The organism is Lentzea sp. JNUCC 0626 (assembly GCF_043632865.1).
Classification (GTDB): Bacteria; Actinomycetota; Actinomycetes; order Mycobacteriales; family Pseudonocardiaceae; genus Lentzea.
In genome coordinates, this window is the sequence record NZ_CP171635.1 from 5,831,879 (window position 1) to 5,854,837 (window position 22,959).

Sequence of the window (22,959 nt, forward strand, 5' to 3'; positions counted from 1 at the left end):
GGCCCTACCCTAATGAACCCTGCGGAGCGCCTTGGCGTAGGGAGAGACATGCTGACGATCGACGGTATTCCGCTTCACCCGTTGCTGGTGCACGCGGTGGTCGTGCTGTTGCCCCTCGCGGCGCTCAGCTCGATCGCGATCGCCCTGGTCCCGAAGTGGCGGCGCAAGTACGCGTGGCCTGTTCTCGGGGTCACGCTGGCCGGTGTCGCCGCTGTTCCGGTGGCCAAGCAGGCCGGTGAGGACTTCCAGGCGGCGCTCGAGCGCAACGGCGTGCAGAACCCCCTCATCCAGACGCACGCCGACCTCGGCACGATGTTGCTGCCCATCGCGCTCGGCTTCGGTGTCGCGGTGATCGCGCTGCTGGTCGCCGGTCGGCTCGCGGACCGCGAACGGGACGCCGAGGCACCCACTACGAAGACGTGGCGGGTGATCTCAGTCGTGGTGTCGGTGCTGGTGGTGCTGCTCGCGGTCGGCACGACGGTGCAGACCGTGCGGGCCGGTCACAGCGGTTCGGAGGCCGTCTGGAGCGGCGTCGGGAGCTGAAGCGGCGAGGTCGCCGACTGCTTCAACGTGCGCGTGACCGTGCAGAACTGCTCCACGGCACGACGGACGACGACCTCCAGGGCTTCCGGGTCTTCGACGGCGGACAGGTCGTACGAGAGCGTCACGGGGATGGAGATCACCTCGTTGCCGCTCTCGGACTGCACCGCGTCCGCCTGGGCTGTCAGCTCCTCGCCGCCTGTTCTGCGCAGGATCAACGTCTCCGACGTGACCATCGCGCACCCGGCGGCGGCCGCGACCAGCAGTTCCACCGGGCTGAACGAGCCCTCCTGGCCCTTGCGCCCGATCCGCACGGACGCACCGCGCCCGTTGGAAGCGACGAACTCGTGCTCGCCGACCCGCTCGATCTCGATCATGTCCGCTCCCCCACCTCGTACCGGCCGCCCTGCACGACCAGCTCACTCGGCCCGCCGAACGCCGACCGGGCCTCCTCCAGCACGTCCTCCCGCGACGTCCACGGCGGCACGTGCGTGATCAGCAGCCGGCCCACCCCGGCCCGCTCGGCGAGCTCACCGGCCTCGCGCCCAGACAGGTGCAGGTCCGGCTGGCGGTCCGGGGCGTGCGTCCAGCTCGCCTCGCTCAACAGCACGTCCGCGCTGGCAGCCAACACGTCCAAGGCGGCACAGGGCCCGCTGTCGCCGGTGTAGGCGAGCGTCACGCCGCCGTGCGAGATCCGGAACCCGTAGGCCTCGCAGGGATGGGCGACCACGGCGGAGTCCACGGTGAACGGTCCGATCTCGACCCGCGACCCCAGGCCGTGGAAGTCGAAAACGTCGCTGAAGTCCAACGAGGACCGCTCGGCGGCGTTCGGCGCGTAGGCGGCGACGAACCGCGAGGGAGCCTCCGCGGGCGCGTAGACCGGCAACGCCGAGGCAGGCGGCACCGGGTGGTACTTCCTTGCCACGTAAAGGGAAGACACGTCGACGCAGTGGTCGGGGTGCAGGTGCGAGAGCACCAGCGCGTCCATCGAGAACAGCGGCCGTTCCTCCTGGAACCGCGACAGCACGCCGTTGCCGAACTCCAGCGCCAGCGTGAACCCCTCGGCCTCCAGCAGGTAACCGGAGGCGGCCGCGCCGGGGCCGGGAATGCTGCCGGAGCAGCCGAGGACGGTCAGCAGCACATCAGCCCCACTGTTCGAAGGTCGGCAGGAACCGGGCGGCGAGCTTCGCGAACCGCTCGGGCGGCCCTGTGCACGTCACGCGGTGGATGGCGGGCTCGGTGGCGAACTCGTCCCGCTCGGTCAGCAGCCGGACGACGTCCTTGACCGTCTCCTCGGCGCTCGACACCAGCGTCACGTGCTCGCCCATGACGATCTGGATCACGCCGGTCAGCAACGGGTAGTGCGTGCAGCCGAGCACGACGGTGTCGACGTCGGCGCGCTGCAACGGTTCCAGGTACGCCTGCGCGAGCCCGAGGACCTGCCGCCCCGACGTGATGCCGCGTTCCACGAAGTCGACGAACCGCGGACAGGCGGCCGCCGTCACCGTCACGTCGCGGGCCGCCTGGAACGAGTCCTGGTACGCGTGCGAGTTGATCGTGCCGAGCGTCGCGATCACGCCGACACGACCAGAGCGAGTCGTCATCACCGCGCGCCGCACGGCGGGGAGGATCACCTCGACCACCGGCACGTCATAACGCTCACGGGCGTCGCGGAAGCACGCGGCGGAGGCGGTGTTGCACGCGATGACCAGCATCTTCGCGCCCTCGTCGACGAGCCGGTCGCAGACCTCCAGCGCGTGCTTGCGGGCCTGCGCGATCGGCAGCGGCCCGTAGGGACCATGCGCCGTGTCGCCGATGTAGTGGATCGGCTCGCCCGGCAACTGGTCCATGATCGCGCGGGCGACCGTGAGGCCGCCGACGCCCGAGTCCATGATCCCGATCGTCACGCCGTGAATGTAGCCGGTGCGCTCGTGCGGCGGTTGTCACGAGACACACCCCACGCAGCCAAAACTCCGCCGATTGCGCCGAACAGGTGGCCTTCCCACGACACCCCGGGCTGGCCCGGCAGCACGCCCCAGAGCGCCGCGCCGTACAGCGCGAACACGCCGACCGCGATCAGCAACTGGAGCCACGAGCGTGCGAAGATCCCGCGCACCAGCAGGAACGCGAGGAACCCGAACACCAGCCCGGACGCGCCGATGTGGCTGCCGGGACTGCCGAACACCCAGACGCCCAGCGCCGACGACAACCAGATGACGGCGGTGATCTGGAAGAACTGCTTCAGGCCACCCGAGTTCGCGAGGAACCCGAGCAGCAGCAACGGAACGGCGTTGCCGGTGAGGTGACTCCAGTCGCCGTGGATCAACGGCATCCAGAGCAGGTTGTCCCACTCGCTGAAGTTGCGCGGCAGCACGCCGTCGTCCTCCAGCGAGCCGCCGGTGGCCACGTCGTAGGCCTCGACGACGTAGAGGAAGCCGACGAAGCCGGCCACGACGAGCAACGACAGCACTGGATGCGGCGGTATAACCCGTTTCGCTAGCGCGGTGCGGTCCACACAACCAGCGTACGTGCAGTTTAGGGTGGTTGGGTGGCTATCGAAGTAGCGGTGCGCACGTCCGCTCAGTTGGGCGAAGGTCCTACCTGGGACCACAGCAGCTCCACGTTGCTGTGGGTGGACATCCTCGCCTCCGAGGTGCACCGGTACGCACCGGCGCGCGACGACGACGCGGTGCTGGTCATGCCGCAGCACGTCGGCGCCGCCAAGCCGCGATCGCACGGCGGCATCGTCTGCAACCTGCGCGACGGCATCGCGCTGGTCGACCGCGACGGCACCAAGTCCTGGCTCGTCTACTGGGCGCGCGAGGGCGTGCGCGGCAACGACGCCGGCGTCGACCCGTCGGGCCGCCTCTGGGCCGGCACGATGCGGTACGACCAGGCCGCGAACGAGGGCTGGCTCGCCAGGATCACCGGTGAGGGCGCCGCGAAGGTCATGGTGGACAAGGTGAACACGAGCAACGGCGTCGGCTGGAGCCCGGACGCCACGCTCATGTACTACATCGACACGCCGACCCGTCGCATCGACGTCCTCGACTTCGACAACGCCACCGGCACTGTCGCGAACCGCCGCCCGCTCGCCCACGTCGGCAACACCGACGGCTCGCCGGACGGGCTCACCGTGGACGCCGACGGGTGCGTCTGGGTCGCGCTGTGGGGTGGCCGGGCCGTGCGCCGGTACACGCCGGACGGCGTGCTCGACCGCGAGATCGAGGTGCCCGTCGACAACCCCACGGCGTGCTGCTTCGGCGGCCAGGACTTCACCGACCTCTACGTCACGTCGGCCCGCTCCGGCCTCTCGGACGAGGCGTTGATGGACCGTCAGCTCAACGGGTCCGTGCTGGTGCTGACAAACGTCGGCCAGGGGGTGCCGAGCGTGGCGTTCAACGGCTAGATGCTCTCGCGCTTCATCGGCCGCACGAAGCTGCTCGCCGACCTGCACGACCTGCTCGCCGATCATCGCCTCGTCACGTTGACCGGCGCCGGTGGCGCGGGCAAGACCAGGCTGGCACGCGAGATCGCGGGCACCGTGTTCGTGGAGCTGGCGACGATCAGCCGTCCGGACATGCTGCTGCGCGGGGTCGCCGAGGTGCTGGAGGTCGAGGACAGCGCGGTGCCCGACCACCTCGCGGACCGCAAGACCGTGCTGGTGCTCGACAACTGCGAACACCTGAAGGACGCCGCCGCCGACCTCGCCCAGCGGCTCCTGCACAGCGCTCCCGGGCTCACGATCCTCACCACCAGCCGCGAACGGCTCGGCGTGCCCGGCGAACGCGTGCTCGTGGTGCCGCCGCTCGACGTCCCGCCCGCCGACGCCCCGATGAGCACGGCCTACGAGTCGGTCGCGCTGCTGGCCGACCGGGCACCGAGCTGGCAACTCACCCCGCAGAACTGGCCCGACGTGGTGAAGCTGCTGCACCGGGTCGCTGGCCTGCCGCTCGCCATCGAACTCGCGGCCGTGCGCCTGCGCGCCATGCCGCTCACCGAGGTCGTCAAACGGCTCGACGACGAGATGAAACTGCTGACCCGCAACGACCGGGTGGCGTTGCCGCACCACAAGACCCTGCGCGCGGTCATGGACTGGAGCCACGACCTCTGCACGCCGGAGGAGCAACGGCTCTGGGCGCAGGCCTCGGTGTTCGCGGGCGGCTGGGACCTCAGCGCAGCCGAGGCCGTGAGCGACTCCGACACGGTGCTGGACGACCTGGACGGACTCGTCGCCAAGTCGATCGTCACGTTCGAGCACGATCGCTACCACCTGCTGGAACCGTTGCGGCAGTACGGCGCCGACCGGCTCGGCGACGACCGCGCCGCCGTGCTCAAGCGCCACCTCGACCACTACGGCGAACTCGTCCGGCACGTCTCGGCGGGCTGGATCACCGACACCGCGCTGGTCGGCCTGCTGCGGGTGGAGATGGCGAACGTCGAGGCCGCGCTGGAGACGAGCCTGGGCGAACCCGGCCGTGCGCTGGAGCTCGAGTTCCAGCTCGCCCGCATGCACGGCGCGTTCTTCGCGAGCGGCTGGCCCGAGCAGTACCGCAGGCTCCGGCGCGCGCTCGAAGGCGGCGCCCGCGACCATTGGCACCTCGAAGCGCTCACGTTCTCCGCGTCGCTCGCCCTCACCCTCGGCCGTCCCGACGAGGCGGCGGAGTTGCTCGCCGAGGCCGAACAGCTCAACGGCGAGTTCGCGGGCGTGTTCTACGCACGCGGCGAACGCCAGTGGTTGCTGGACGGCGACTACACGGCGCTGGCCACGATGCGCGAGGCACGCGCCCGGTTCGAACCCGAGCGCCAGGTGATCTTCTCCGTGCACATCGCGATGGCGTCCGCGCTGCTCGCCGAGGAACCGGAAGTCCGCGCGGACATCGCCGACCTCGCCGCGACCGCCGAGGGCAACGAGATCGCCGTCGGCGGGCTGCTGATGGCTCAGGGCGTCGCCCAACTCCGGTTCGGCTCCCCTGACGACGCCGCTGACCTGCTGCGAAGCGCCCTCGCCCGGCAACGCGACAGCGGTGACCAGTGGGGTCCGGTCTGGGCCGTCGAGGCACTCGCCTGGGCGACGGCGGCGAGCGGGCAGGCACGCCGGGCCGCCCGGTTGCTCGGTGCCGCGGAGGCCGCGCAACGGCTGACCGGCCGTCCGCTCGCGAGCCACGAGACGTTCCGTCAGATGCGCGCGGAGGCCGTGGCCAGGGCCCGCGACCCCGAGTACCGCCGGGAGCACGCGGCGGGCGTGGGACTCAGGTCGTTCGACGAGATCTTCGCGGTCGCGCTCGGCGAGGACACCGTTCCGCTCACGCCGGCGCAGCTGGAAGTGGCGAAACTCGTCGCCGAAGGCCTCACCAACCGCGAGATCGCGGCACGGCTGCACAAGTCGCAGCGCACTGTCGAGACCCAAGTGCAGCAGATATTCGCAGCTCTGGGAATCAAGAAGCGCGTTATGATCGCTGCACGGCTCAACCTGAGTTGATGGGCGCCATACGTAGGCAGTCTTGCGGTTTATACGGATGTGCGCTCGCTCGCCGGTGAACTACAAAGAAGCAGTTCACCGGCCCGCACGAGCATCTGGGGGGATGCACATGAGTGAAGATCTGGCCTGGAAGGGCGCCTGAGTCAGCAGGCTTCCATCACGCCCAGAGGTGGCCGTCGAGCTTGGCGGCCGCCTCGTCCAGCGTTCCGGCGTAGGCGCCCGTGGACAGGTACTTCCACCCGGCGTCCGCCACCACGAACACGATGTCCGCGGACTTCCCCGCCACCTCGGCCTTCTGCGCCACGGCCAGTGCCGCGTGCAGGATCGCGCCCGTCGAGATGCCGGCGAAGATGCCCTCGGTCTCCAGCAACTGCCGGGTGCGGCGCAACGCGTCGTAGGACCCGACCGAGTACCGCCCGGTCAGCACCGACTCGTCGTACAGCTCCGGCACGAAGCCCTCGTCGAGGTTGCGCAGCCCGTAGACCAGCTCGCCGTACCGCGGTTCCGCGGCGATGACCTGCACGTCCGGCTTGGCCTCGCGGAGGAACCGGCCGACGCCGACCAGCGTGCCCGTCGTGCCGAGACCGGCGACGAAGTGCGTGATCTCCGGCAGGTCCTTCAGGATCTCCGGCCCCGTGCCGCGGAAGTGCGCCTCCGCGTTCGCCGGGTTCCCGTACTGGTAGAGCATGATCCAGTCCGGGTTCTGCTTGGCGAGTTCCTTCGCCGTGGCGACCGCCTGGTTCGACCCGCCGGCGGCGGGCGAGAACACGATGCGCGCGCCGTACGCCTGCAGCAGCTGCTTGCGTTCGGTCGAGGTGTTCTCCGGCATCACGCACACCAGGCCGTAGCCCTTGAGCTTCGCGGCCATGGCGAGCGAGATGCCGGTGTTGCCGGACGTCGGTTCGAGGATCGTCGCGCCGGGACGCAGAATTCCGTCCCGCTCCGCCGCCTCGATCATGGCCAGCGCGGGCCGGTCCTTGATCGAGCCGGTCGGGTTGCGGTCCTCGAGCTTCGCCCAGATGCGCACGTTCTCGGACGGCGACAGGCGCGGCAGGCCCACCAGAGGCGTTCCGCCGAGCGCGTCGAGGAGCGATTCGTAGCGGGCCATGTCGAAGATCAGCCGCCTGCGACAGCCGGGAGGATGGTGACGTTGTCGCCGTCCTTCACCGCCGACTCGAGGCCGCCGGAGAAGCGCACGTCCTCGTCGTTGACGTAGACGTTGACGAAGCGGTGCAGGACACCCTCCTTGACCAGGCGGGCCTTGAGGCCGCCGTGGTTGTTCTCGAGGTCGTCGATGATCTCGGCGAGCGTCGTACCGCTGGCGGACACCGACTTCTCGCCCCCGGTGTGGGTGCGCAGGATCGTCGGGATCGACACGGTGACTGCCATGGTGGTTCTACCTCCGGGAAACGGGTGCAACTCAGGATTCGATGATCTTGACCGGTTCCTCGGTCACGACACCGTCGACGATGCGGTACGACCGCAGCTCGTGCTCGATCGGGTCACGCGTGGAGATCAGCACGTAGTGCGCCTGCGGCTCGCCCGCGAACGAGATGTCCGTGCGGGACGGGTAGGCCTCCGTCGCGGTGTGCGAGTGGTAGATGACCACCGCTTCCTCGTCGTTGGCCTGCATCTCGCGGTACACCTTGAACTGCTCGGCGGAGTCGAACCGGTAGAACGTCGGCGACCGCTCCGCGTTCTCCATCTCGATGATGCGCTCAGGGCGATCGGAGCCCTCAGGCCCCGCGATCTGCCCGCACGCCTCGTCGGGATGATCGCGGCGGGCATGGGCCACCATCGCGTCCACCAGGTCACGGCGAATCACCAGCACGTCCCCAATCCTACGGGCTGGCGGGAGTTGTCTCGGTATGCGAGATACCGGCGCGTGCACCTGGTTTAACCTGGCGCGATGCGCTTCACGAAGGAGATCGTCCTCGACCGGCCGATCGAACGGGTGCGGGTCCTCACGTCCGATCCCGCGCACCTGCACGAGTGGCAGCCCGACCTCGTGAGCATCACCCAGCACAGCCAGACGCCGGGCGCGGCCGGTGCCACGGCGACGTTGGAGTACCGGCACGGCAGGCTGGAGGAGACCGTGCTGGCCGCGAACGCCGACGAACGCGCGTTCCGCTACGAGTCGCGGGCGCAGGTGCACACCGTCAGCTACCGCTACGCCCCGCTGCCCGACGGCCGCACGCTGCTGACCTACACGAACGAGATGCGGCTGTCCGGGGTGCTTCGGCTCTTCACCCGCCGGATCACGAGGGTGACGCGCGAACGGGCCGAGCAGGGCCTCGACCGCTTGAAGGCGTTCGTCGACAACGCCTAAAGGTCGCGGAACGCCGTCACGCCGTTCAACGACGTCGCCTCGCGCACCCCGGACACCACGGCCTCCGCGAACACCTCGGCGGCTGCGGCGCACAACGCGTCCAGCGCGAACACCCTCGGCTCCACGAGCGGCACGGCCCCCGTGGCCAGCGCGAACACCGTGTCGCCGTCGAACATCGAGTGCGCGGGCCGCACGGCGCGGGCCAGTCCGTCCTGCGCGGCCATGGCGATCCGGCGGCACTCGGCCTTGGACAGGTCGGCGTCCACGGTGACCACGCCGATCGTGGTGTTCAGGCCGTCCGGCTTGCGTTCGGGCAACTCCACCGCGGTCGTCCCCAACTCGGGCAGCCACGGCAGTCCGGACGCCCGGTCGACGACCTCGCCGGCCGCGTTCACCACGGCCAACGCGCCGATCTTGTGCTCGCCGACCTGCCTCACGGCCGCGCCGACGCCACCTTTCAGAGCCCCGACGCGGGCTCCGGCACCGGCGCCGACGCAGCCGAGTTCGAACGTCTCGGCCGCCGCCTCGCAGGCCGCGTGGCCGAACGACGAGTCCGGCCGGTTGCCCCACTCGGACATGGGCAGGTCGAAGATCACCGCGCCGGGCACGATCGGCACGACGTGGTGCGGTTGCGCGCCGACCTGGAAGCCGATCGAGCGTTCGGAGAGCCAGCGCATGACGCCGTCCGCCGCCGCGAGCCCGTAGGCCGAGCCGCCGGACAGGCACACCGCGTGCACCTGCTGGACCAGGTTCGACGGGTCGAGCAGGTCGGTCTCGCGGGTGCCGGGCGCGCCGCCGCGGCCGTCCACGGCACCGACGGCTCCGCCGGGCACGAGCACGACGGTCGTGCCGGTGGCCCAGCCGTCCTCGATGCGGTGGTGGTGCCCGACGAGAACGCCGGGAATCACGGCATCATCGCTTCGACCAGCGTGTCCTGCACCCAGGTCAGCCAGTGGTACACGCCGAGGTGCGGCGAGCGCGGGTCTTCCGGCGGCAGCTCGTCCGGCATGTCCTCGGTGACGTCGAGCGCCGTCCCGAGGGCCAGCCGGACGTCGTTCAACGACGCCATCCACGCCTCGGCCTGCGCGATCGACAGCCGGATCTCCCCGCCGTCGGGCGAGCAGGTCTCCAGCACGACCTCGGCCGCGTTGGTCTTGTGGTCGAGCAGCTCCGGCTCGTGCAGCGAGCGCAGCGCCGCGGCCGAGTTGACCTCGTCCGGGTCGGGCGCGTCGTCGTCGAGCCGGTGGAAGTCGGGCAGCAGCCTGCCGAGGATCGGGTCGTCGGGTGCTTCCGACGGGCCCGTCCTGATGCCGGTGAGCTCGGCCAGCTCGTCCTGGGGCGCTTCCTCGGCGCGGGCGATCAGCATGTCCTGGATCTGGCTGACCAGACCGCGCACGACCGCGGCCTCCTGCCGATCCAGCCTGCCGACGACGACCTCGCCGTCGCGGATCCACCTCTTCACGAGGCCCGCTGCATGGTCGCCCAGAGCCCTGCCGCGTGGAGCTTCGCCACGTCGGCCTCCACCTTGTCCTTGGTCCCCGATGTCACGATCGCCTTGCCCTTGTGGTGCACGTCGAGCATCAGCTTGGTCGCATGGTCCCTGCTGAACCCGAACAGCTTCTGGAACACGTACGTCACGTAGGACATCAGGTTTACCGGGTCGTTCCAGACCACGGTCTGCCAGGGGCGGTCCTCGGCGGCGACTTCCTCACCGACGGCCTCCGGCTGCGTCCGTTCCTGTTCGACGGGCGTGGTCATACCGCCAATGGTGTCATGTTCGCCGCAGTGACGGAGACCGCGTGCGGGTAAACCACCTGCGACCTTAGGGTTGGTGACCATGAACTCGACGGCGTTGCTGACCGACCACTACGAGCTCACCATGCTCGCGGCCGCGTTGCGTGACGGCACTGGTGACCGTCCGTGCGTGTTCGAGGTGTTCGCCCGCAGGCTCCCGGACGGACGGCGCTACGGCGTGGTCGCCGGCGTGAACAGGCTGCTGGACGCGATCGCGGACTTCCGCTTCGGCGAGGAGGAGATCGACCAGCTGCGCCGCAACGCGGTCGTCGACGATTCCACTTTGGAATGGCTCGCGAACTACCGGTTCTCCGGCGAGATCGACGGCTACCCCGAGGGCGAGCTGTACTTCCCCGGTTCGCCGATCCTCACGGTCCGGGCGTCGTTCGCCGAGGGGGTCGTGCTGGAGACGCTCGCGTTGTCGATCCTCAACCACGACAGCGCCATCGCGTCGGCCGCCGCCCGGATGGTGACCGCCGCGAACGGCCGTCACATGATCGAGATGGGCTCCCGGCGGACGCACGAGGAGGCGGCCGTGGCGTGTGCCCGCGCGGCCTACCTGGCGGGCTTCCACGCCACCTCGAACCTCGAAGCGGGCCGCCGCCACGGCATCCCGACGGCCGGCACGTGCGCGCACGCGTTCACGTTGCTGCACGACACCGAGGAAGAGGCGTTCGCGAGCCAGGTCGAGGCGCTCGGCGTCGGCACGACGTTGCTGGTCGACACCTACGACATCTCCGAGGGCATCAAGAAGGCCATCGCCGTCGCGGGCCCTGAGCTCGGCGCGATCCGGATCGACTCGGGCGACCTCGGCGTGATGGCCAGGCAGGCCCGCGACCAGCTCGACTCGCTGGGCGCCCGCAACACCCGGATCGTCGTGTCGAGCGACCTCGACGAGTACGCGATCGCCGCCCTGCGCGCCGAACCCGTGGACGCGTACGGCGTCGGCACGTCGGTCGTCACCGGCTCGGGCGCGCCGACCGCGGGCATGGTCTACAAGCTGGTCGAGGTCGACGGGCGGCATGTCGAGAAGCGCAGCACGTCGAAGCAGTCGCGCGGCGGCTGGAAGAAGGCGCTGCGCCGGCACAAGGACACCGGAACGGCGCTGGAAGAGGTCGTGTTCCAGGCCTCGGCGCAACCCGAGCTCGGCGAGTACGACAAGCTCGTGCAGCTCCCGTTGATGCGCGGCGGTCAGCAGACCGACGAGGTCCCGGCGCTGGAGCAGAACCGCGAACGCCTGCGCGCGGCGCTGGTGAGCGTGCCGTGGGAGGGCCTCAAGCTCTCGCGCGGCGAGCCCGCGATCCCGACGATCTACCTGGAGGGCTGACATGACCAAGGCGCTGATCGTCGTGGACGTGCAGAACGACTTCTGCGAGGGCGGCTCGTTGGCCGTGGCCGGTGGTGCGGCCGTGGCGGCGGCCATCTCGCAGCACATCGCCACCTCGGCGTACGACCACGTCGTCGCGACGCGGGACTACCACGTCGACCCCGGCCCGCACTTCTCGCTGACGCCGGACTTCATCGACTCGTGGCCGGTGCACTGCGTGGCGGGCTCGCCCGGCTCGTCGTTCCACCCGGAGCTCGACGTGTCCGGCATCGAGCAGGTCTTCTCGAAGGGCCGGTTCGCCGCCGCCTACTCGGGTTTCGAGGCGGAGAACGACCTCGCGGGCTGGCTCACCGACAAGGGCGTGACCGAGGTCGACGTCGTCGGCATCGCGACCGACCACTGCGTGCGCGCCACGGCGTTGGACGCGCACCGCAACGGGTTCCGCACGACGGTCCTGGTGGACCTGACGGCGGCCGTGGCCCCGACGACCCGCGACGCGGCCGTCGAGGAACTGCTCGCCGCGGGTGTCCGGGTTTCCTAGGTCTTACGGCGTCGGTGAGCAGGCCACCGTGCCGACGGTGACGGTGCCGGTGTAGCCGGACGACGGTTCGAAGGTGATCTTCAGCAGCGTCATGCTGATGCTGCCGTCGTTCGGCTCCGGGAACACCGTGTCGGTGAACTTGGCCTTGGCCAGCACGGTGCCGCTCTTCGACACGATGTCGTGCACGTAACCGGGCTTGATCTCCTTGGGCAGACCGGTCCAGCCGGACATCGCCTTGAGCTCCCAGCCCGCCGACGTGCCCTTCTCGTCGGCGGTGCAGGTGATGCTCCACTCGCCGATCTTGAGCCGCGGTCCGCCCGGACCGCCCGCGAGCGCGGTGAGCGCGGACAGGTCGAAGCCCGAGCCCTTCGCGACGGACGTGGTCTTGGACGTGAGCTTGGCCGCGTCCACGATCTCGGTCGTGCACGTCGACGTCGTCGGGCCGATGGCGAGACCGGTCCGGTTCACGGCCTGGCTCCCGCCGCTGACCGTGCCGGCCGCCTCCGGGTTCACGTCGCACACGGCGAGCGGCGCGACCTTGTAGGCCTGGTCGGCCTTCGCGAAGTCGGCCGACCCCGCCGACGCCGTTCCGGGCGGATTGCCCGCCAGTGCCGGGGAGGCGGTCGCCAGCGTCAACGCGACCACCGCGCCCGCGATCGAACTCCTGCGCATTTTTCGCATTGCCTCGTTTCCCACGGCCCGATAATGGTTGTGATGGGGTGCGCTGATAACGCCTCGGCACCCCATGTCACCCATTCGTGTAGGCAATTACCTGACCGAGTGACACCTTTCAGCGGACTCCGGCCAGGGTGGCGAACGGCTCCCGGCGCGGCAGGGCCGTCGGGAGTCCCGCCAGCCTCTCCAGGGCGGAGCACACCCGCACGGCGGCACGCCCGTCGCCGAACGGGTTGCGCCCCAAGGGGAGCCGCAACCGGGAGCCGAGCACCCAGCCCGCTTCGGCGAGGATGCGGGTGGTGTCGGTGCCGACGAGCCAGGCGCACCCGGCGTCGACGGCGAGCATGCGTTCGGTGGTCTCGCGCAGCACCAGGACGGGCACGCCGAACGACGGCGCCTCCTCCTGGATGCCACCGGAGTCCGTCAGCACGAGGGACGCGCGCTTGAGCACGCGCACGAGGTCCGGGTAGTCGAGCGGGTCGGTGATGACGACGCGTTCGTGGCCACCCAGCAACGACACGACCTGTTCGCGCACACCGGGGTTCGGGTGCGCGGGGATCAGCACGTGCAGGTCGGGGTGGCGGTCGGCGATGGCGCGCACGGCGTTGAGCACGCGCATGAGCGGGCGGCCCCACGACTCGCGGCGGTGCACGGTCAGCAGCATGAGCCGGCCGCCGGTGGCGTCGAGGGTGCGTTCGAGGGCCACGAGGTCGGGGCTGCGCGCGGGCAGGTCGAGCGCCGCGACGCGTTGCACGGCGTCCACGACCGTGTTGCCGGTGACGACGATGTGGCTGTCCGGCAGGGATTCCTCGTTGAGCGCGTTCGCCGCGTCGTCGGTCGGTGCGAGGTGCAGCGACGTGATGCGGGAGATCATCTGCCGGTTCCCCTCCTCGGGGAACGGGCCGTAGAGGTCACCGGTGCGCAGCCCGGCTTCCAGGTGTGCCACGGGAATGCCGCGCCAGAACGAGGCGAGGGCCGCGGCCAGCGTCGTCGTGGTGTCGCCCTGCACGAGGGTGACCGCGGGGTCGCGTTCCTCGAGGAGGGCGTCGAACTCGGGCAGCAGCCGCGAGACCAGTTCGGCCTGCGTGCCGTTGTCGCGGGGCACGTCCAGCCGGATGTCCGGCACCAGGTCGAACGCGCCGAGCGCCTGCTCGACCATGCCGGAGTGCTGTCCGCTGTGGACGATCGTGGGGTGCAGGCCGGGGTGGCCGCGCAGGGCGATGGCGACCGGGGCGATCTTCAGTGCTTCTGGCCGGGTACCGGCCACCAGCAGAACCTCTTTGCTCACCGTTGCGTCCTCTTTCTCGCGGGAGACCGGGGAGGTCCGTCCCGGGGCCGGGGGCAACCCCTGGGACGGACCCATGTCAGCCAGCTCGGTTCGGTCTGGCCTGAGCGGGGACGGCACGGCGCCTCTTCCTCGTGGCGTGCAACAAGAACGCACCCACGGTCAGGAAGACGACGCCCGCGACGATCCACCACGTCACGTCGGCGCCGGTGACCGCGAGGGCACCCACGCCTGTGCCGACACCCACGCCGGTACCGGGGACCTTGTACATCTGCCGCTCTCCTCAGGCCGCGTTCAGCGACGCGCGACGGCGCAGCGCCACGAAACCGACCGGAGCGGCGACGACACCGAGCAGGCCGAGGCCGATCCACAGGCCCGCCCCCGACGCCATCGGGATGGGCAGGCCGGCGGGGCCGCACGTGGCCGACGAGATGATCACGTCGCCCGTGCCGATGCCGCCGAGCACGCCCTGCAGCAGCTTGATGTGAATCGCGTTCACCGTCAGGCTGCCGTCGTTGTTCTTGATCTGCTCGTTGAAGATCACTTCAGCGATCTTGATGCCCGCCAGCTGGACGTCCAGCTTGGTGTTCGCGGCGGGGTCGGCGTTCACCTGGCCGAGCTTGCCGAGGTTGACGCCCGCGAGCTTCGCCTTGCCGGTCAGACCCTTCTGGGTCGCCGAGCACTCCGCCTCCACCAGTTCGGCGGAGATCTTCCCGGTGACCTTGGAGAGCAGGTCGACCCGGACGTCCGCGGTGCTCGCTCGCGAGTAGACACCGCCGGACTTCTCGTCACGCGACGCCGAAGCGTTGATGACACCGGTCTTCAGAATCCCGGTGAGGTCGACGCCTGCGAACGTGTTCTGCGTGGGACCGTTCGCATTGGCTGCGGCGAACGGCTCCGCGTTGACCGCGGGGCTGCCGAGCAGCGTCACGTTGAGCTTCGCACCGTAGGCCGAGGCGTCCCCCGGAGCGGCAGAAGCGGGTGCGGCACCGACCAGGAGTGCGGCAATCGCGATGACTCCGGCCAGTCCCGTCATTCGGACTCGCATGAAACTCCTTCCCTTGATTCCTCCGGCTCCCAGGGCGTGCTGATACCAATCTGGTTTCACGCTTTCCGGGGGCAATTACCGGCATCGGCTTTCTTTCGAGGGAACTGAGGGTTACTCCCCGTATCGGGCGACACGACCACTCGTCTCGACCAATCGGCGCCACTCATCGTGGGTTTTTTGATCAATTTCCGGTTACGGCGTCACCCGATCCGGGGGTGAGGGATGACGGTGCGTCTACCGATGGATGGTCAAGTAGCCCGTCTGGGCGCTCCCTCATCGGTGGAAAGGATCTTCGGGTGACGCTTGCCCTGCGCCGCACCGCATTCCCGAGCCGGGTGACCGTGGTGGTCCTGCTCGCCGTCGCGGCGGGACTCGTGTTCGCGCACCAGCTGTACCGGACGGTGGAGATCTCGCTGTCCGGCGCGGTCCTGAGCGTCATCAGCTCGTACGGCGTGGACGTGGTCCCCGAACGTCAGACCGTCTACTTCGGACTGGGGTCGGACACTCCCCTGGGTCTGCGGATGACGCCCGAGTGCACGTCGGCGTTCCTGGTGCTGCCGCTGATCGTGGTCGGCGCGGTGATGATCGCGCTGCGGCCGCGGATCCAGGCGCGGGTCCTGTTCGCACTGGGCGTCGCGGCGCTGGCGGTGGTGATCGTGAACCAGTTCCGCGTGTTGACCCTGGTGGGGTTGGTGAACTGGCTCGGTGTCGACACCGGTTACTACTGGGGTCACACGCTGCTGGGATCGATGGTGAGCGTGTTCGGTGGCGCGGCCGCGTTGGTCGCGTTCGTCTGGCTGGCCACCCGGAAGTGAGCCTCGACCTCGTCCTCGGGTTCACGCAGGCGCTCGCTCTGACGATGAGCGTCGCCTTCGTGACGTACGTGTTCGTGATCGTGGTGCCGTACCTGCGGCGCAAGCCCGCACCCGTGGGCGAGCCGTCGTCGTTGGAGTGGCACTTCTTCGTGCCGTGCCGCGACGAGGAGGCCGTCATCGGCGGCACGATCAGGTACCTGCGCGAGACGTTCCCCATCGCGCACGTGTGGGTCATCGACGACGACTCCGACGATCGCACCGCCGGTGTCGTGCGGACGTTGAAGCGCAACGGCGGTGTGCGCGATCCGCAGATCCATCTCGTGCAACGCCAACGGCCGTACGCGCGCACCGGCAAGGGCAACGCGCTGAACGACGCCTACCGCACGTTGAAGATGTGGATGGGCCGTCGTGCCGACGCCGACCGCGCGATCGTCGTGGTGGTGGACGCGGATGGACGGCCGGCGCCGAACTGCCTGGAAGTCTGCGCGGCGACTCATCTCTTCGGCAATCCACGCATCGGTGCCGTCCAGGTGGACGTGCGGATGATCAACGCTGGCTTGAGACAACCGGGTGTGACCTGGTGGCGTCGGGCGTTCGGTGCCGGACTGGTGCGGATGCAGGACCTGGAGTTCCGCACGGCCATCGCGGCGATCCAGATGTCGCGCGGTGCGACGGGCACGATCTCCATGGGCGGCAACGGACAGTTCACCCGACTGTCCGCTTTGGACTCCATCGCGGGCCCGACCGGGTCACCGTGGCGCGGGTCGTTGCTGGAGGACTTCGAACTCGGCGTGCACCTGCTGACGGCGGGATGGCACACGGGCTTCTCGTTGGACACTCACGTGAACCAGGAGGCGTTGTACTCGTTGCGGCGTTTCCTGGCTCAACGGACCCGTTGGGGTCAGGGAACCATGCAGTGCATGCGGTACCTGCGCCGCATCTGGGACTCCGAGCACCTGACGACGTTGGGGGCGGCGGAGATGATGTACTACCTCGCGCAGCCGTGGATGCAGTTGCTCGGCACGCTGATCTACCCGATTCCGATGGCGATGATGGCGTACCGGTTCGTGGTGTCGCCGTCGGAAGTCGTGTCGTGGTTCTTCGACGGCGCGTGGATCCTCTTCACCGTGTACGGCGCCTTTGGTTTGTTGCCGTTCGTCTTGTGGGGACCTGTCTACCGCGCGCGTTGTGTGCCCGTCGGGTTCTGGAAGTCCATCATGTACGGGTTCGGCTACGCGCTGTACATCTACACGTTCTACATCACATCGTGGCGCGCGCTGATCCGGTTGGTGCGCGGTAACAACGGCTGGACGAAGACGCGCCGCAACGACGACCGCGTCGCCGGCAAGGTCGCACTCGATGTGTGACCGGTCACTTTGCGGACATGGAACAAAGACGTTCTCGAGTCGGCGTGGTTAATCTCAGGTTCTCTCGATTCCGCCTGGGAGGGAACGTGACACTCGCACTCGCGCCCCGTCGCACCGTGCTCGCCGACTTCGTGCCGGGAGCCCTCGTCCGCGACCTGACGCTCGTCGTCGCCGGTGCCGCCTTCACCGGACTCGCCGCTCAGGTGGCGCTGCCGATTCCGGGCAGCCCGGTTCCGCTGACGGGCCAGACGTTCGCCGCACTGCTCGTCGGCGCTTCACTTGGCTGGCAACGAGGTGCGACCTCGATGCTGCTGTACCTGATCGCGGGCGTCGCGGGCGTGCCGTGGTTCCAGGGAGGCTCGTCCGGCGTCCCGGTGTCGCTCGGCTACGTCGTGGGCTTCGTGTTCGCCGGTGCCCTGGTGGGGTACCTGGCCGGACGCGGCGGCGACCGCACGCCGTTGCGCACGATCGGCCTGATGGCGCTGGGCAACCTGGCGATCTACTCGGTGGGTGTGCCGTGGCTGATGGCCGCCACCGGCATGTCGTTGGGCAAGGCGCTGGCCGTCGGCGTGCTGCCGTTCCTGATCGGCGACGCGCTGAAGATCGCCCTCGCCGCGGGTGTGCTGCCGGGAGCCTGGGCGCTCGTCCGCCGTCGGTAGCTTGGACCGGGTGGTCACACCTGGGGAGTACTTGTCTTTCTTGGATGCGCGCCTGCCGGGCCTTGTGGCAGGTGCGCATCTTTAGATCGGCGAGCAGCACCTTGACAACCCGAGCGCGCCGTTGGCCTCGTGTTGCGAGGGGTCGGGTGGTCAGCCCCCGGGAGGGCCCTGCGCTCCCAACACCGCACGAGATCGTCAGCAAGTCCCGCACGGCGAACTGGCCGCCGCCCGCTGGCCCGACCTCCCGATCTTGGAACTGGTCGCCTCACGCCGAGGCTCGGCCGTCCCGCTGAAGGTCTCGCACGCCCTCGCGTCCCTCGACCTGTACGACCGGATCATGGCCGACGTAACGACGTAGGCCCCGCGGCCGAGAAATCCGCGTGACGACGCATACCCCCGAAGAGCTGGGCTGCCTCGCGGGCGGCCCGGCCCGCGCGGCCGAGGTCGCCCTGGCCCGCCTGATCCAGGCAGGCCTGGTCCGGGTCTCGCGCGAGGGCGTGCTGAGCGCCGTCCACGTGCCGGGCCAGGGCCCCGCGACCCCGCTGGAGGCCCAGATCCTGCGCGGTCTGCGCCACGGCCGTCTCCTGAACGACGTCATCTACGGCGCGTTCGCCTCCCCCGAGGCCGACGGCCTGCGCACCCACCTGATCAACCGCAAACTCCTGCGCCGCCGCCGTTCCTACCGGCCGCGCCTCTACCCGTGGCTGTTCCTGCTGACGCCACTCCTCTTCATCGCCGGAGTGCTCAGCGCCGTGGCACCGGACCTCCTGGTGGACTTCCTCGACTTCGCGCCGCCGCTGACCGAGTTCCCGTTCTGGTACTTCTTCGCCGCCGGTGTCGTCGCGCTGATCTGGGCCTCGGTCCTGCGCGCCCGCGACCCCGGCCGCCTGCGCACCCGCGCCGGGTACGTGCTGGTGAAGCGCGCCCAGAACCGGGCGAACTCCCGCGACCCGATCGGCGCGGTCGCGGCCCGAGGGTTGCGCGGCCGGGCCGGTGGGATGGCGATCGCGGGCATGTTCGGGCTGTCCGCGCTCGCGATCGGGATGTTGCCGGGGCGTGAGACGACGTCCAGCAGCAGTTGCGGTGGCGGGTGCTCGTCGGACAGCAGCTGTTCGTCGGGTGACAGCGGGGGCAGCAGCTGTGGCGGCGGAGGATGCGGCGGCGGCTGTGGTGGAGGCGGCGGCGACTGAGCCCCGGCTTCGGGCCTCGGCCCACCGCCACAGCTCCTCGAGCACATCCTGAAAACCGCCTTCCTCTCGCGGGTCCGGCGAGACTGTCGGACCTGCCGGGTACGGTCTCTCTCGTGCCTGAAGTTCCCCCCACCCTGAGCCTTCTCGAAACCGCCGTCCACGCCGTCGGCGGTGCGGAGCGCCCTGGTCAGGTGGAGATGGCCGAGGCCGTCGACCACTCGATCCGCACGGGCGAGCACCTCGCCGTGCAGGCGGGCACGGGTACCGGCAAGTCGCTCGCCTACCTGGTGCCGTCCATCCGGCACGCGGTGGCCGAGGACGAGACGGTGGTCGTGTCGACGGCCACGATCGCCCTGCAGCGGCAGCTGGTCGACCGGGATCTGCCGCGGCTGTCGAAGGCGCTCAAGAAGGACCTGGGGCGGGAGCCCACGTACGCGATCCTCAAGGGCCGCCGTAACTACCTGTGCATGCACCGCGTGCACAACGGGGCGCCGGACGAGCCCGAGGAGGACGCGCTGTTCGACCCGTTCGCGGTGTCGAAGCTCGGGCGTGAGGTGAAGCGGCTGCACGAGTGGTCGTCGGACACCGAGACCGGTGACCGCGACGAGTTGGTGCCCGGTGTCAGCGAGCAGGCGTGGCGGCAGGTGAGCGTCACGGCGCGGGAGTGCCTGGGCGTCAGCAAGTGCCCGATCGGGGCCGACTGCTTCGCGGAACGGGCGCGCGCCGAGGCCGGCAAGGCGGACGTGGTGGTCACGAACCACGCGATGCTCGCCATCGACGCGTTGGAGGGCTACCAGGTGTTGCCCGACCACGACGTGGTGGTGATCGACGAGGCGCACGACCTGGTCGACCGCATCACGTCCGTGGCGACGGAGGAGCTGAGCGGGTCGAGCGTCGGCATGGCCGCGCGCCGCTGTGGCCGGCTGATCGACCAGGACATCGCGGACACGCTGGCCGAGTCCGGCGACGGGCTCGCGATGATCCTCGAGGACATGCCGTCGGGCCGTCTCGACGCCCTGCCGCGCGCCCTCTCGGGTGCGCTCGCCGCCACCAGGAACGCGGCGCACAACTGCATGGCGGCCATGGGCTCGGAACGCAAGGAGGACCCGGACGGGGCGACGGCGCGCAAGCTGGCCCTCGCCCTCCTCGAAGAAGTGCACGACTGCGCGGTGCGGGTGCTGGAGGCGTTCGACGAGGAACGCGACGTCGTGTGGGTGTCGGGCGACTTCAACCAGAAGGCGCCGTCGTTGCGGGTCGCCCCGCTCGGTGTCGGCGGGCTGCTGCGGGAACGGCTGTTCGCCAAGCGCACCACGGTGTTGACGTCCGCGACGCTCACACTCGGCGGCGCCTTCGACACGATGGCGCGCCAGTGGGGGCTGCCGCCGTCGGAGAAGGTCCGCAAGATCGAGGGCGCGGCCACCGAGAAGGACATCGACGGTCCGAAGTGGACGGGCCTCGACGTCGGCTCGCCGTTCCAGCACGGCACGAGCGGAATCCTCTACGTGGCAAGGCATCTGCCGCAGCCGGGCCGCGACGGGCTGCCGCCCGAGTACCTGGAGGAGATCGAGGGCCTGGTGAACGCGGCCGGCGGGCGCGCGCTCGGCCTGTTCTCCTCGACGCGCGCCGCCAAGGCCGCCACCGAAGCGCTGCGGGACAGGATCGACTACCCGATCCTCTGCCAGGGCGACGACGCGACGGGCCTGCTGGTCAAGAAGTTCTCCGAGGACGAGCGCACGTGCCTGTTCGGCACGCTGTCGCTGTGGCAGGGCGTGGACGTGCCCGGCCCCAGCCTCCAGCTCGTGATCATGGACAGGATTCCGTTCCCCCGGCCGGACGACCCGCTGGCGTCGGCCCGGCAGAAGGCGGTGAGCTCACGCGGCGGCAACGGCTTCCTGACCGTCGCCGCCACGCACGCCGCCCTGCTGATGGCCCAGGGCGCGGGCCGTCTGCTGCGGTCGATGTCGGACAAGGGCGTGGTGGCGGTCCTCGACCCGCGCATCGCCACGGCCCGCTACGGCGGTTTCATCCGGGCTTCGCTGCCGCCGTTCTGGACGACCTACGACCCCGAGGTCGTCCGGGCCGCGCTCAAGCGTCTGGACGCTGCCCAGACGAAGTGATCCGTTCGATCAACTCGTCGCGGAAGGCCTCGGCCTCCGTCACGTCCTCGGAGGCGTCGGCCTTCTTCAACGCGCCTTCGAGGATCTTCAACGCCTGCCGCTCGTCCCCGCGCGCGTCCGCCTGCCGTGCAGCGTTCTCCATGGCACGGGCCAGCGGGGTCTTCGCCTCGGGCTCCTGAGCGGCCTTGCTGAACCGGACCCAGTTGCCGCCCGGATCGACGACGACGAACCCGGTGTACCGGTCGTTGCGCAGCCGAGGCCGGGTCATCCGCGGGATGCCGGCGATGAGCACCTTCTTGTGCACCGCGCGCATCCCCGCCGCAAAGGCCTCGTACAACGGCCCGGTGTCCTCCACGATCACCACACACGTGCTGTGCGACTCCTCCGGAACATGTCCGGGCATCCCGTAAAAGTGCAGGTTGCAGTCTTCGCGCCGCATAGCCACGTACGGGTTCGGCTTCGTCTGCCGATAGGTGACGGAGAAGCCGAGCATCTCGTAGAACGACGCCATTTCGTCGATGTCCACACACGGCAGGAGCGGGATTGTCAGTTCGTTGGCCACCGCCCGAAGCTAAGCCCGAATCACTCAAAACGACACGGAGCAATTTGCTCAAGCGAATAGTAGAACGACCCCGCCCACCAACAACAACGCCGACACCACGGCGAGCATGAGCACCCGCTTCCGAGGCGTCCCGGCGTGCTTCAACGCAATCCCCAACGGACCGACCACAACGGCTCCTCTCCCAGGCATCACGACAGCGGCCCGCACCGCCCCGAACGCCACCGACCACGGCGACATCCCGAGCTCACGAGCCCCGACCACGTCCGCTTCCCACTGCTCACGCCAGCGCGCGTCCGACGCCACGACCCGCACCAACCACAACGCGACCCTCATTGCGCCGCCCGAGGCACGAACCGAGGAGCCGGCGCGGCACGGGCCACGACCTTGCGCGCCTCAGCGGCCCCTTCCGGAGTCAGCCGGTACATCCGCCTGCGCGGCCCACGCCGTTCCGCGTCGTCGTCCCAGGCAGACGTCACCCAGCCGGCCCGCTCCAGCCGGTCCAGCAACGGGTAGACGCTCCCGGACGGACGGCCGGTGAGCTTGATGATCTCCAGCCCCCACCGCGGCTCGTCGGCGCCCAGCAGCACCTCGAGCACGTCGACGGTGGCCTTGCCGATGCGTTGCAGTGGCTCCACGCCACTAAGACTACCTATGTAGATTAAGCCGTTCAAGCAGCTCTTCGCGGAACTCCAGCGCCGACGCCCGCTCCTCCTCCGAAGCGTGCACCTCCCGCACCAGCGCCCCTTCGAGGATCTTCAACGCCTGCCGCTCGGCCCCGTGCGACCCGGCCAGCGTCACCGCGTTCGTCAACGCCCGCGACAGCCCGTTGCGCCCCGGCTCCTGCCGCTCCCGCACCGCCGGCACCACGCGCACCCAGTTCCCACCGGGGTCGACCAGCAGGAACCCGTCCCGCCGGGGCCTGGTCATCCGCGGGATCCCGCTCAGCAGCACCTGCCCGTAGACGGCCCGCATCCCCGCCGCGAACGCCTCGTACAGCTCGCGCGGGTCCTCGGCCTGGATCAGGCACGAGCTGTACGACGACGTGACGTCGAACCCCGGGATGCCGAAGAAGTGGAGGTTGATCTCCTCCCGCCGCACCGACAGGTACTCGTTCGGGCGGTACTGCCGGTACGTGACGGTGAACCCGAGCATCACGTAGAACTCGGCCACCTCGTCTATGGAGGCGCACGGCAGCAGCGGGATCGTCACCTCGTTGGCCACGTCGCCA

Annotated in this window: 27 protein-coding genes and 1 pseudogene; 11 read left to right on the plus strand and 17 right to left on the minus strand. The window is 69.7% G+C overall.

The features are described 5' to 3' along the window. The first annotated feature begins 48 nt into the window (after positions 1–48). The gene (locus JNUCC0626_RS26170) at positions 49–543 is read left to right on the plus strand and encodes a DUF2231 domain-containing protein (RefSeq protein ID WP_394613419.1); all 495 of its coding nucleotides are present in this window, start codon (positions 49–51) and stop codon (positions 541–543) included. On the opposite strand, the gene JNUCC0626_RS26175 is transcribed toward JNUCC0626_RS26170, so the two are convergent. Genes JNUCC0626_RS26175 through JNUCC0626_RS26190 form a run of 4 tightly spaced genes read right to left on the minus strand, consistent with a single transcriptional unit; the run spans position 501 to position 3,055 of the window. Then, a complete protein-coding gene (locus tag JNUCC0626_RS26175; protein ID WP_394613420.1) occupies positions 501–917 on the minus strand; it encodes an OsmC family protein in 417 nt (138 codons plus the stop codon). The genes JNUCC0626_RS26170 and JNUCC0626_RS26175 overlap by 43 nt on opposite strands. Continuing rightward, on the minus strand, positions 914–1,681 hold the full coding sequence (locus JNUCC0626_RS26180) for an MBL fold metallo-hydrolase (RefSeq protein ID WP_394613421.1): 768 nt from the start codon (positions 1,679–1,681) through the stop codon (positions 914–916). The genes JNUCC0626_RS26175 and JNUCC0626_RS26180 overlap by 4 nt, the downstream gene beginning before the upstream one ends. 1 nt (position 1,682) lies before the next feature. Next, entirely contained in the window at positions 1,683–2,432 is a 750-nt protein-coding gene (gene murI, locus JNUCC0626_RS26185) for a glutamate racemase (protein WP_394622100.1), read from the minus strand. An 11-nt stretch (positions 2,433–2,443) separates the two neighbouring features. Then, the gene (locus JNUCC0626_RS26190) at positions 2,444–3,055 is read right to left on the minus strand and encodes a rhomboid family intramembrane serine protease (protein WP_394613422.1); all 612 of its coding nucleotides are present in this window, start codon (positions 3,053–3,055) and stop codon (positions 2,444–2,446) included. A 33-nt stretch (positions 3,056–3,088) separates the two neighbouring features. Here JNUCC0626_RS26190 and JNUCC0626_RS26195 point away from each other — a divergent pair, with 33 nt between their 5' ends. Together JNUCC0626_RS26195 and JNUCC0626_RS26200 are read left to right on the plus strand one after the other, a co-directional pair. Beyond that, positions 3,089–3,949, plus strand: coding sequence for an SMP-30/gluconolactonase/LRE family protein (locus JNUCC0626_RS26195; protein WP_394613423.1), 861 nt, complete (start codon positions 3,089–3,091; stop codon positions 3,947–3,949). Further along, positions 3,950–6,022, plus strand: a complete 2,073-nt coding sequence (locus tag JNUCC0626_RS26200; RefSeq protein ID WP_394613424.1) for a helix-turn-helix transcriptional regulator — start codon at positions 3,950–3,952, stop codon at positions 6,020–6,022. Between the two features lie 157 nt (positions 6,023–6,179). Here the strand turns inward: JNUCC0626_RS26200 and JNUCC0626_RS26205 are convergent, their stop codons facing one another. From JNUCC0626_RS26205 to JNUCC0626_RS26215, 3 genes are read right to left on the minus strand one after another with little or no spacing between them, the layout of a single operon-like run. After that, on the minus strand, positions 6,180–7,130 hold the full coding sequence (locus JNUCC0626_RS26205; RefSeq protein WP_394613425.1) for a PLP-dependent cysteine synthase family protein: 951 nt from the start codon (positions 7,128–7,130) through the stop codon (positions 6,180–6,182). Positions 7,131–7,138: 8 nt separating this feature from the next. After that, on the minus strand, positions 7,139–7,411 hold the full coding sequence (locus tag JNUCC0626_RS26210) for a MoaD/ThiS family protein (protein ID WP_394613426.1): 273 nt from the start codon (positions 7,409–7,411) through the stop codon (positions 7,139–7,141). Between the two features lie 31 nt (positions 7,412–7,442). Next, positions 7,443–7,853: a Mov34/MPN/PAD-1 family protein gene (locus JNUCC0626_RS26215; protein ID WP_394613427.1), complete on the minus strand. Its 411-nt coding sequence runs from the start codon at positions 7,851–7,853 to the stop codon at positions 7,443–7,445. 78 nt (positions 7,854–7,931) lie between these two features. Here JNUCC0626_RS26215 and JNUCC0626_RS26220 point away from each other — a divergent pair, with 78 nt between their 5' ends. Next, on the plus strand, positions 7,932–8,351 hold the full coding sequence (locus JNUCC0626_RS26220; protein ID WP_394613428.1) for an SRPBCC family protein: 420 nt from the start codon (positions 7,932–7,934) through the stop codon (positions 8,349–8,351). On the opposite strand, the gene JNUCC0626_RS26225 is transcribed toward JNUCC0626_RS26220, so the two are convergent. From JNUCC0626_RS26225 to clpS, 3 genes are read right to left on the minus strand one after another with little or no spacing between them, the layout of a single operon-like run. Next, the gene (locus JNUCC0626_RS26225) at positions 8,348–9,259 is read right to left on the minus strand and encodes a P1 family peptidase (RefSeq protein WP_394613429.1); all 912 of its coding nucleotides are present in this window, start codon (positions 9,257–9,259) and stop codon (positions 8,348–8,350) included. The genes JNUCC0626_RS26220 and JNUCC0626_RS26225 overlap by 4 nt on opposite strands. Next, positions 9,256–9,813 carry a DUF2017 domain-containing protein gene (locus JNUCC0626_RS26230; RefSeq protein ID WP_394613430.1) on the minus strand — a complete coding sequence of 186 codons (558 nt, stop codon included), beginning with the start codon at positions 9,811–9,813 and terminating at the stop codon, positions 9,256–9,258. Before JNUCC0626_RS26230 ends, JNUCC0626_RS26225 begins: the two co-directional genes overlap by 4 nt. Next, positions 9,810–10,109 (minus strand): ATP-dependent Clp protease adapter ClpS, encoded by a 300-nt coding sequence (clpS, locus tag JNUCC0626_RS26235; protein ID WP_030479230.1) that lies wholly within the window; start codon positions 10,107–10,109, stop codon positions 9,810–9,812. The genes JNUCC0626_RS26230 and clpS overlap by 4 nt, the downstream gene beginning before the upstream one ends. A 79-nt stretch (positions 10,110–10,188) precedes the next feature. On the opposite strand from clpS, the gene JNUCC0626_RS26240 reads away from it, so the two are divergent. Further along, positions 10,189–11,472, plus strand: a complete 1,284-nt coding sequence (locus JNUCC0626_RS26240) for a nicotinate phosphoribosyltransferase (RefSeq protein WP_394622101.1) — start codon at positions 10,189–10,191, stop codon at positions 11,470–11,472. Position 11,473: 1 nt separating this feature from the next. Next, complete coding sequence (locus JNUCC0626_RS26245) at positions 11,474–12,013, plus strand: isochorismatase family protein (protein WP_394613431.1); 540 nt, start codon at positions 11,474–11,476, stop codon at positions 12,011–12,013. A gap of 3 nt (positions 12,014–12,016) precedes the next feature. Here the strand turns inward: JNUCC0626_RS26245 and JNUCC0626_RS26250 are convergent, their stop codons facing one another. The 4 genes from JNUCC0626_RS26250 to JNUCC0626_RS26265 all read right to left on the minus strand — a co-directional run bounded on the left by JNUCC0626_RS26250 (position 12,017) and on the right by JNUCC0626_RS26265 (position 15,021). After that, the gene (locus tag JNUCC0626_RS26250; protein WP_394613432.1) at positions 12,017–12,685 is read right to left on the minus strand and encodes a hypothetical protein; all 669 of its coding nucleotides are present in this window, start codon (positions 12,683–12,685) and stop codon (positions 12,017–12,019) included. A gap of 118 nt (positions 12,686–12,803) precedes the next feature. Further along, a complete protein-coding gene (gene wecB / locus JNUCC0626_RS26255; RefSeq protein ID WP_394613433.1) occupies positions 12,804–13,976 on the minus strand; it encodes a non-hydrolyzing UDP-N-acetylglucosamine 2-epimerase in 1,173 nt (390 codons plus the stop codon). Between the two features lie 76 nt (positions 13,977–14,052). Continuing rightward, a complete protein-coding gene (locus JNUCC0626_RS26260; RefSeq protein WP_394613434.1) occupies positions 14,053–14,244 on the minus strand; it encodes an LPXTG cell wall anchor domain-containing protein in 192 nt (63 codons plus the stop codon). Positions 14,245–14,256: 12 nt separating this feature from the next. Beyond that, positions 14,257–15,021, minus strand: coding sequence for a choice-of-anchor P family protein (locus JNUCC0626_RS26265; protein ID WP_394613435.1), 765 nt, complete (start codon positions 15,019–15,021; stop codon positions 14,257–14,259). A gap of 296 nt (positions 15,022–15,317) precedes the next feature. Here JNUCC0626_RS26265 and xrtP point away from each other — a divergent pair, with 296 nt between their 5' ends. From xrtP to JNUCC0626_RS26290, 5 genes and pseudogenes are all read left to right on the plus strand, one after another. Further along, the gene (gene xrtP / locus JNUCC0626_RS26270) at positions 15,318–15,836 is read left to right on the plus strand and encodes an exosortase P (protein ID WP_394613436.1); all 519 of its coding nucleotides are present in this window, start codon (positions 15,318–15,320) and stop codon (positions 15,834–15,836) included. Positions 15,837–15,880: 44 nt separating this feature from the next. Further along, positions 15,881–17,203, plus strand: coding sequence for a glycosyltransferase (locus tag JNUCC0626_RS26275; protein ID WP_394622102.1), 1,323 nt, complete (start codon positions 15,881–15,883; stop codon positions 17,201–17,203). A gap of 116 nt (positions 17,204–17,319) precedes the next feature. Then, positions 17,320–17,862, plus strand: coding sequence for a biotin transporter BioY (locus JNUCC0626_RS26280; protein WP_394622103.1), 543 nt, complete (start codon positions 17,320–17,322; stop codon positions 17,860–17,862). 368 nt (positions 17,863–18,230) lie between these two features. Then, positions 18,231–19,052 (plus strand): annotated as a pseudogene (locus tag JNUCC0626_RS26285) (TIGR04222 domain-containing membrane protein); the annotation flags it as partial. A gap of 197 nt (positions 19,053–19,249) precedes the next feature. Further along, the gene (locus JNUCC0626_RS26290) at positions 19,250–21,169 is read left to right on the plus strand and encodes an ATP-dependent DNA helicase (RefSeq protein WP_394622104.1); all 1,920 of its coding nucleotides are present in this window, start codon (positions 19,250–19,252) and stop codon (positions 21,167–21,169) included. Here the strand turns inward: JNUCC0626_RS26290 and JNUCC0626_RS26295 are convergent. From JNUCC0626_RS26295 to JNUCC0626_RS26305, 3 genes are all read right to left on the minus strand, one after another. After that, positions 21,138–21,731 carry a hypothetical protein gene (locus tag JNUCC0626_RS26295; RefSeq protein WP_394613437.1) on the minus strand — a complete coding sequence of 198 codons (594 nt, stop codon included), beginning with the start codon at positions 21,729–21,731 and terminating at the stop codon, positions 21,138–21,140. The genes JNUCC0626_RS26290 and JNUCC0626_RS26295 overlap by 32 nt on opposite strands. Before the next feature lie 329 nt (positions 21,732–22,060). Continuing rightward, positions 22,061–22,366, minus strand: coding sequence for a helix-turn-helix transcriptional regulator (locus JNUCC0626_RS26300; RefSeq protein WP_394613438.1), 306 nt, complete (start codon positions 22,364–22,366; stop codon positions 22,061–22,063). 10 nt (positions 22,367–22,376) lie between these two features. Continuing rightward, complete coding sequence (locus JNUCC0626_RS26305) at positions 22,377–22,952, minus strand: hypothetical protein (RefSeq protein WP_394613439.1); 576 nt, start codon at positions 22,950–22,952, stop codon at positions 22,377–22,379. Between the last annotated feature and the right edge of the window lie 7 nt (positions 22,953–22,959).

Coding starts and splice junctions, on each gene's coding strand:
- murI (WP_394622100.1), bottom strand. CDS start 2,432: ATGGACTCGGGCGTCGGCGGCCTCACGGTCGCCCGCGCGATCATGGAC.
- JNUCC0626_RS26205 (WP_394613425.1), bottom strand. CDS start 7,130: ATGGCCCGCTACGAATCGCTCCTCGACGCGCTCGGCGGAACGCCTCTG.
- JNUCC0626_RS26265 (WP_394613435.1), bottom strand. CDS start 15,021: ATGCGAGTCCGAATGACGGGACTGGCCGGAGTCATCGCGATTGCCGCA.
- JNUCC0626_RS26210 (WP_394613426.1), bottom strand. CDS start 7,411: ATGGCAGTCACCGTGTCGATCCCGACGATCCTGCGCACCCACACCGGG.
- JNUCC0626_RS26250 (WP_394613432.1), bottom strand. CDS start 12,685: ATGCGCAGGAGTTCGATCGCGGGCGCGGTGGTCGCGTTGACGCTGGCG.
- JNUCC0626_RS26260 (WP_394613434.1), bottom strand. CDS start 14,244: ATGTACAAGGTCCCCGGTACCGGCGTGGGTGTCGGCACAGGCGTGGGT.
- JNUCC0626_RS26240 (WP_394622101.1), top strand. CDS start 10,189: ATGAACTCGACGGCGTTGCTGACCGACCACTACGAGCTCACCATGCTC.
- JNUCC0626_RS26220 (WP_394613428.1), top strand. CDS start 7,932: ATGCGCTTCACGAAGGAGATCGTCCTCGACCGGCCGATCGAACGGGTG.
- JNUCC0626_RS26275 (WP_394622102.1), top strand. CDS start 15,881: ATGAGCGTCGCCTTCGTGACGTACGTGTTCGTGATCGTGGTGCCGTAC.
- JNUCC0626_RS26175 (WP_394613420.1), bottom strand. CDS start 917: ATGATCGAGATCGAGCGGGTCGGCGAGCACGAGTTCGTCGCTTCCAAC.
- JNUCC0626_RS26290 (WP_394622104.1), top strand. CDS start 19,250: ATGGCCGAGGCCGTCGACCACTCGATCCGCACGGGCGAGCACCTCGCC.
- clpS (WP_030479230.1), bottom strand. CDS start 10,109: ATGACCACGCCCGTCGAACAGGAACGGACGCAGCCGGAGGCCGTCGGT.
- JNUCC0626_RS26200 (WP_394613424.1), top strand. CDS start 3,950: ATGCTCTCGCGCTTCATCGGCCGCACGAAGCTGCTCGCCGACCTGCAC.
- JNUCC0626_RS26170 (WP_394613419.1), top strand. CDS start 49: ATGCTGACGATCGACGGTATTCCGCTTCACCCGTTGCTGGTGCACGCG.
- JNUCC0626_RS26245 (WP_394613431.1), top strand. CDS start 11,474: ATGACCAAGGCGCTGATCGTCGTGGACGTGCAGAACGACTTCTGCGAG.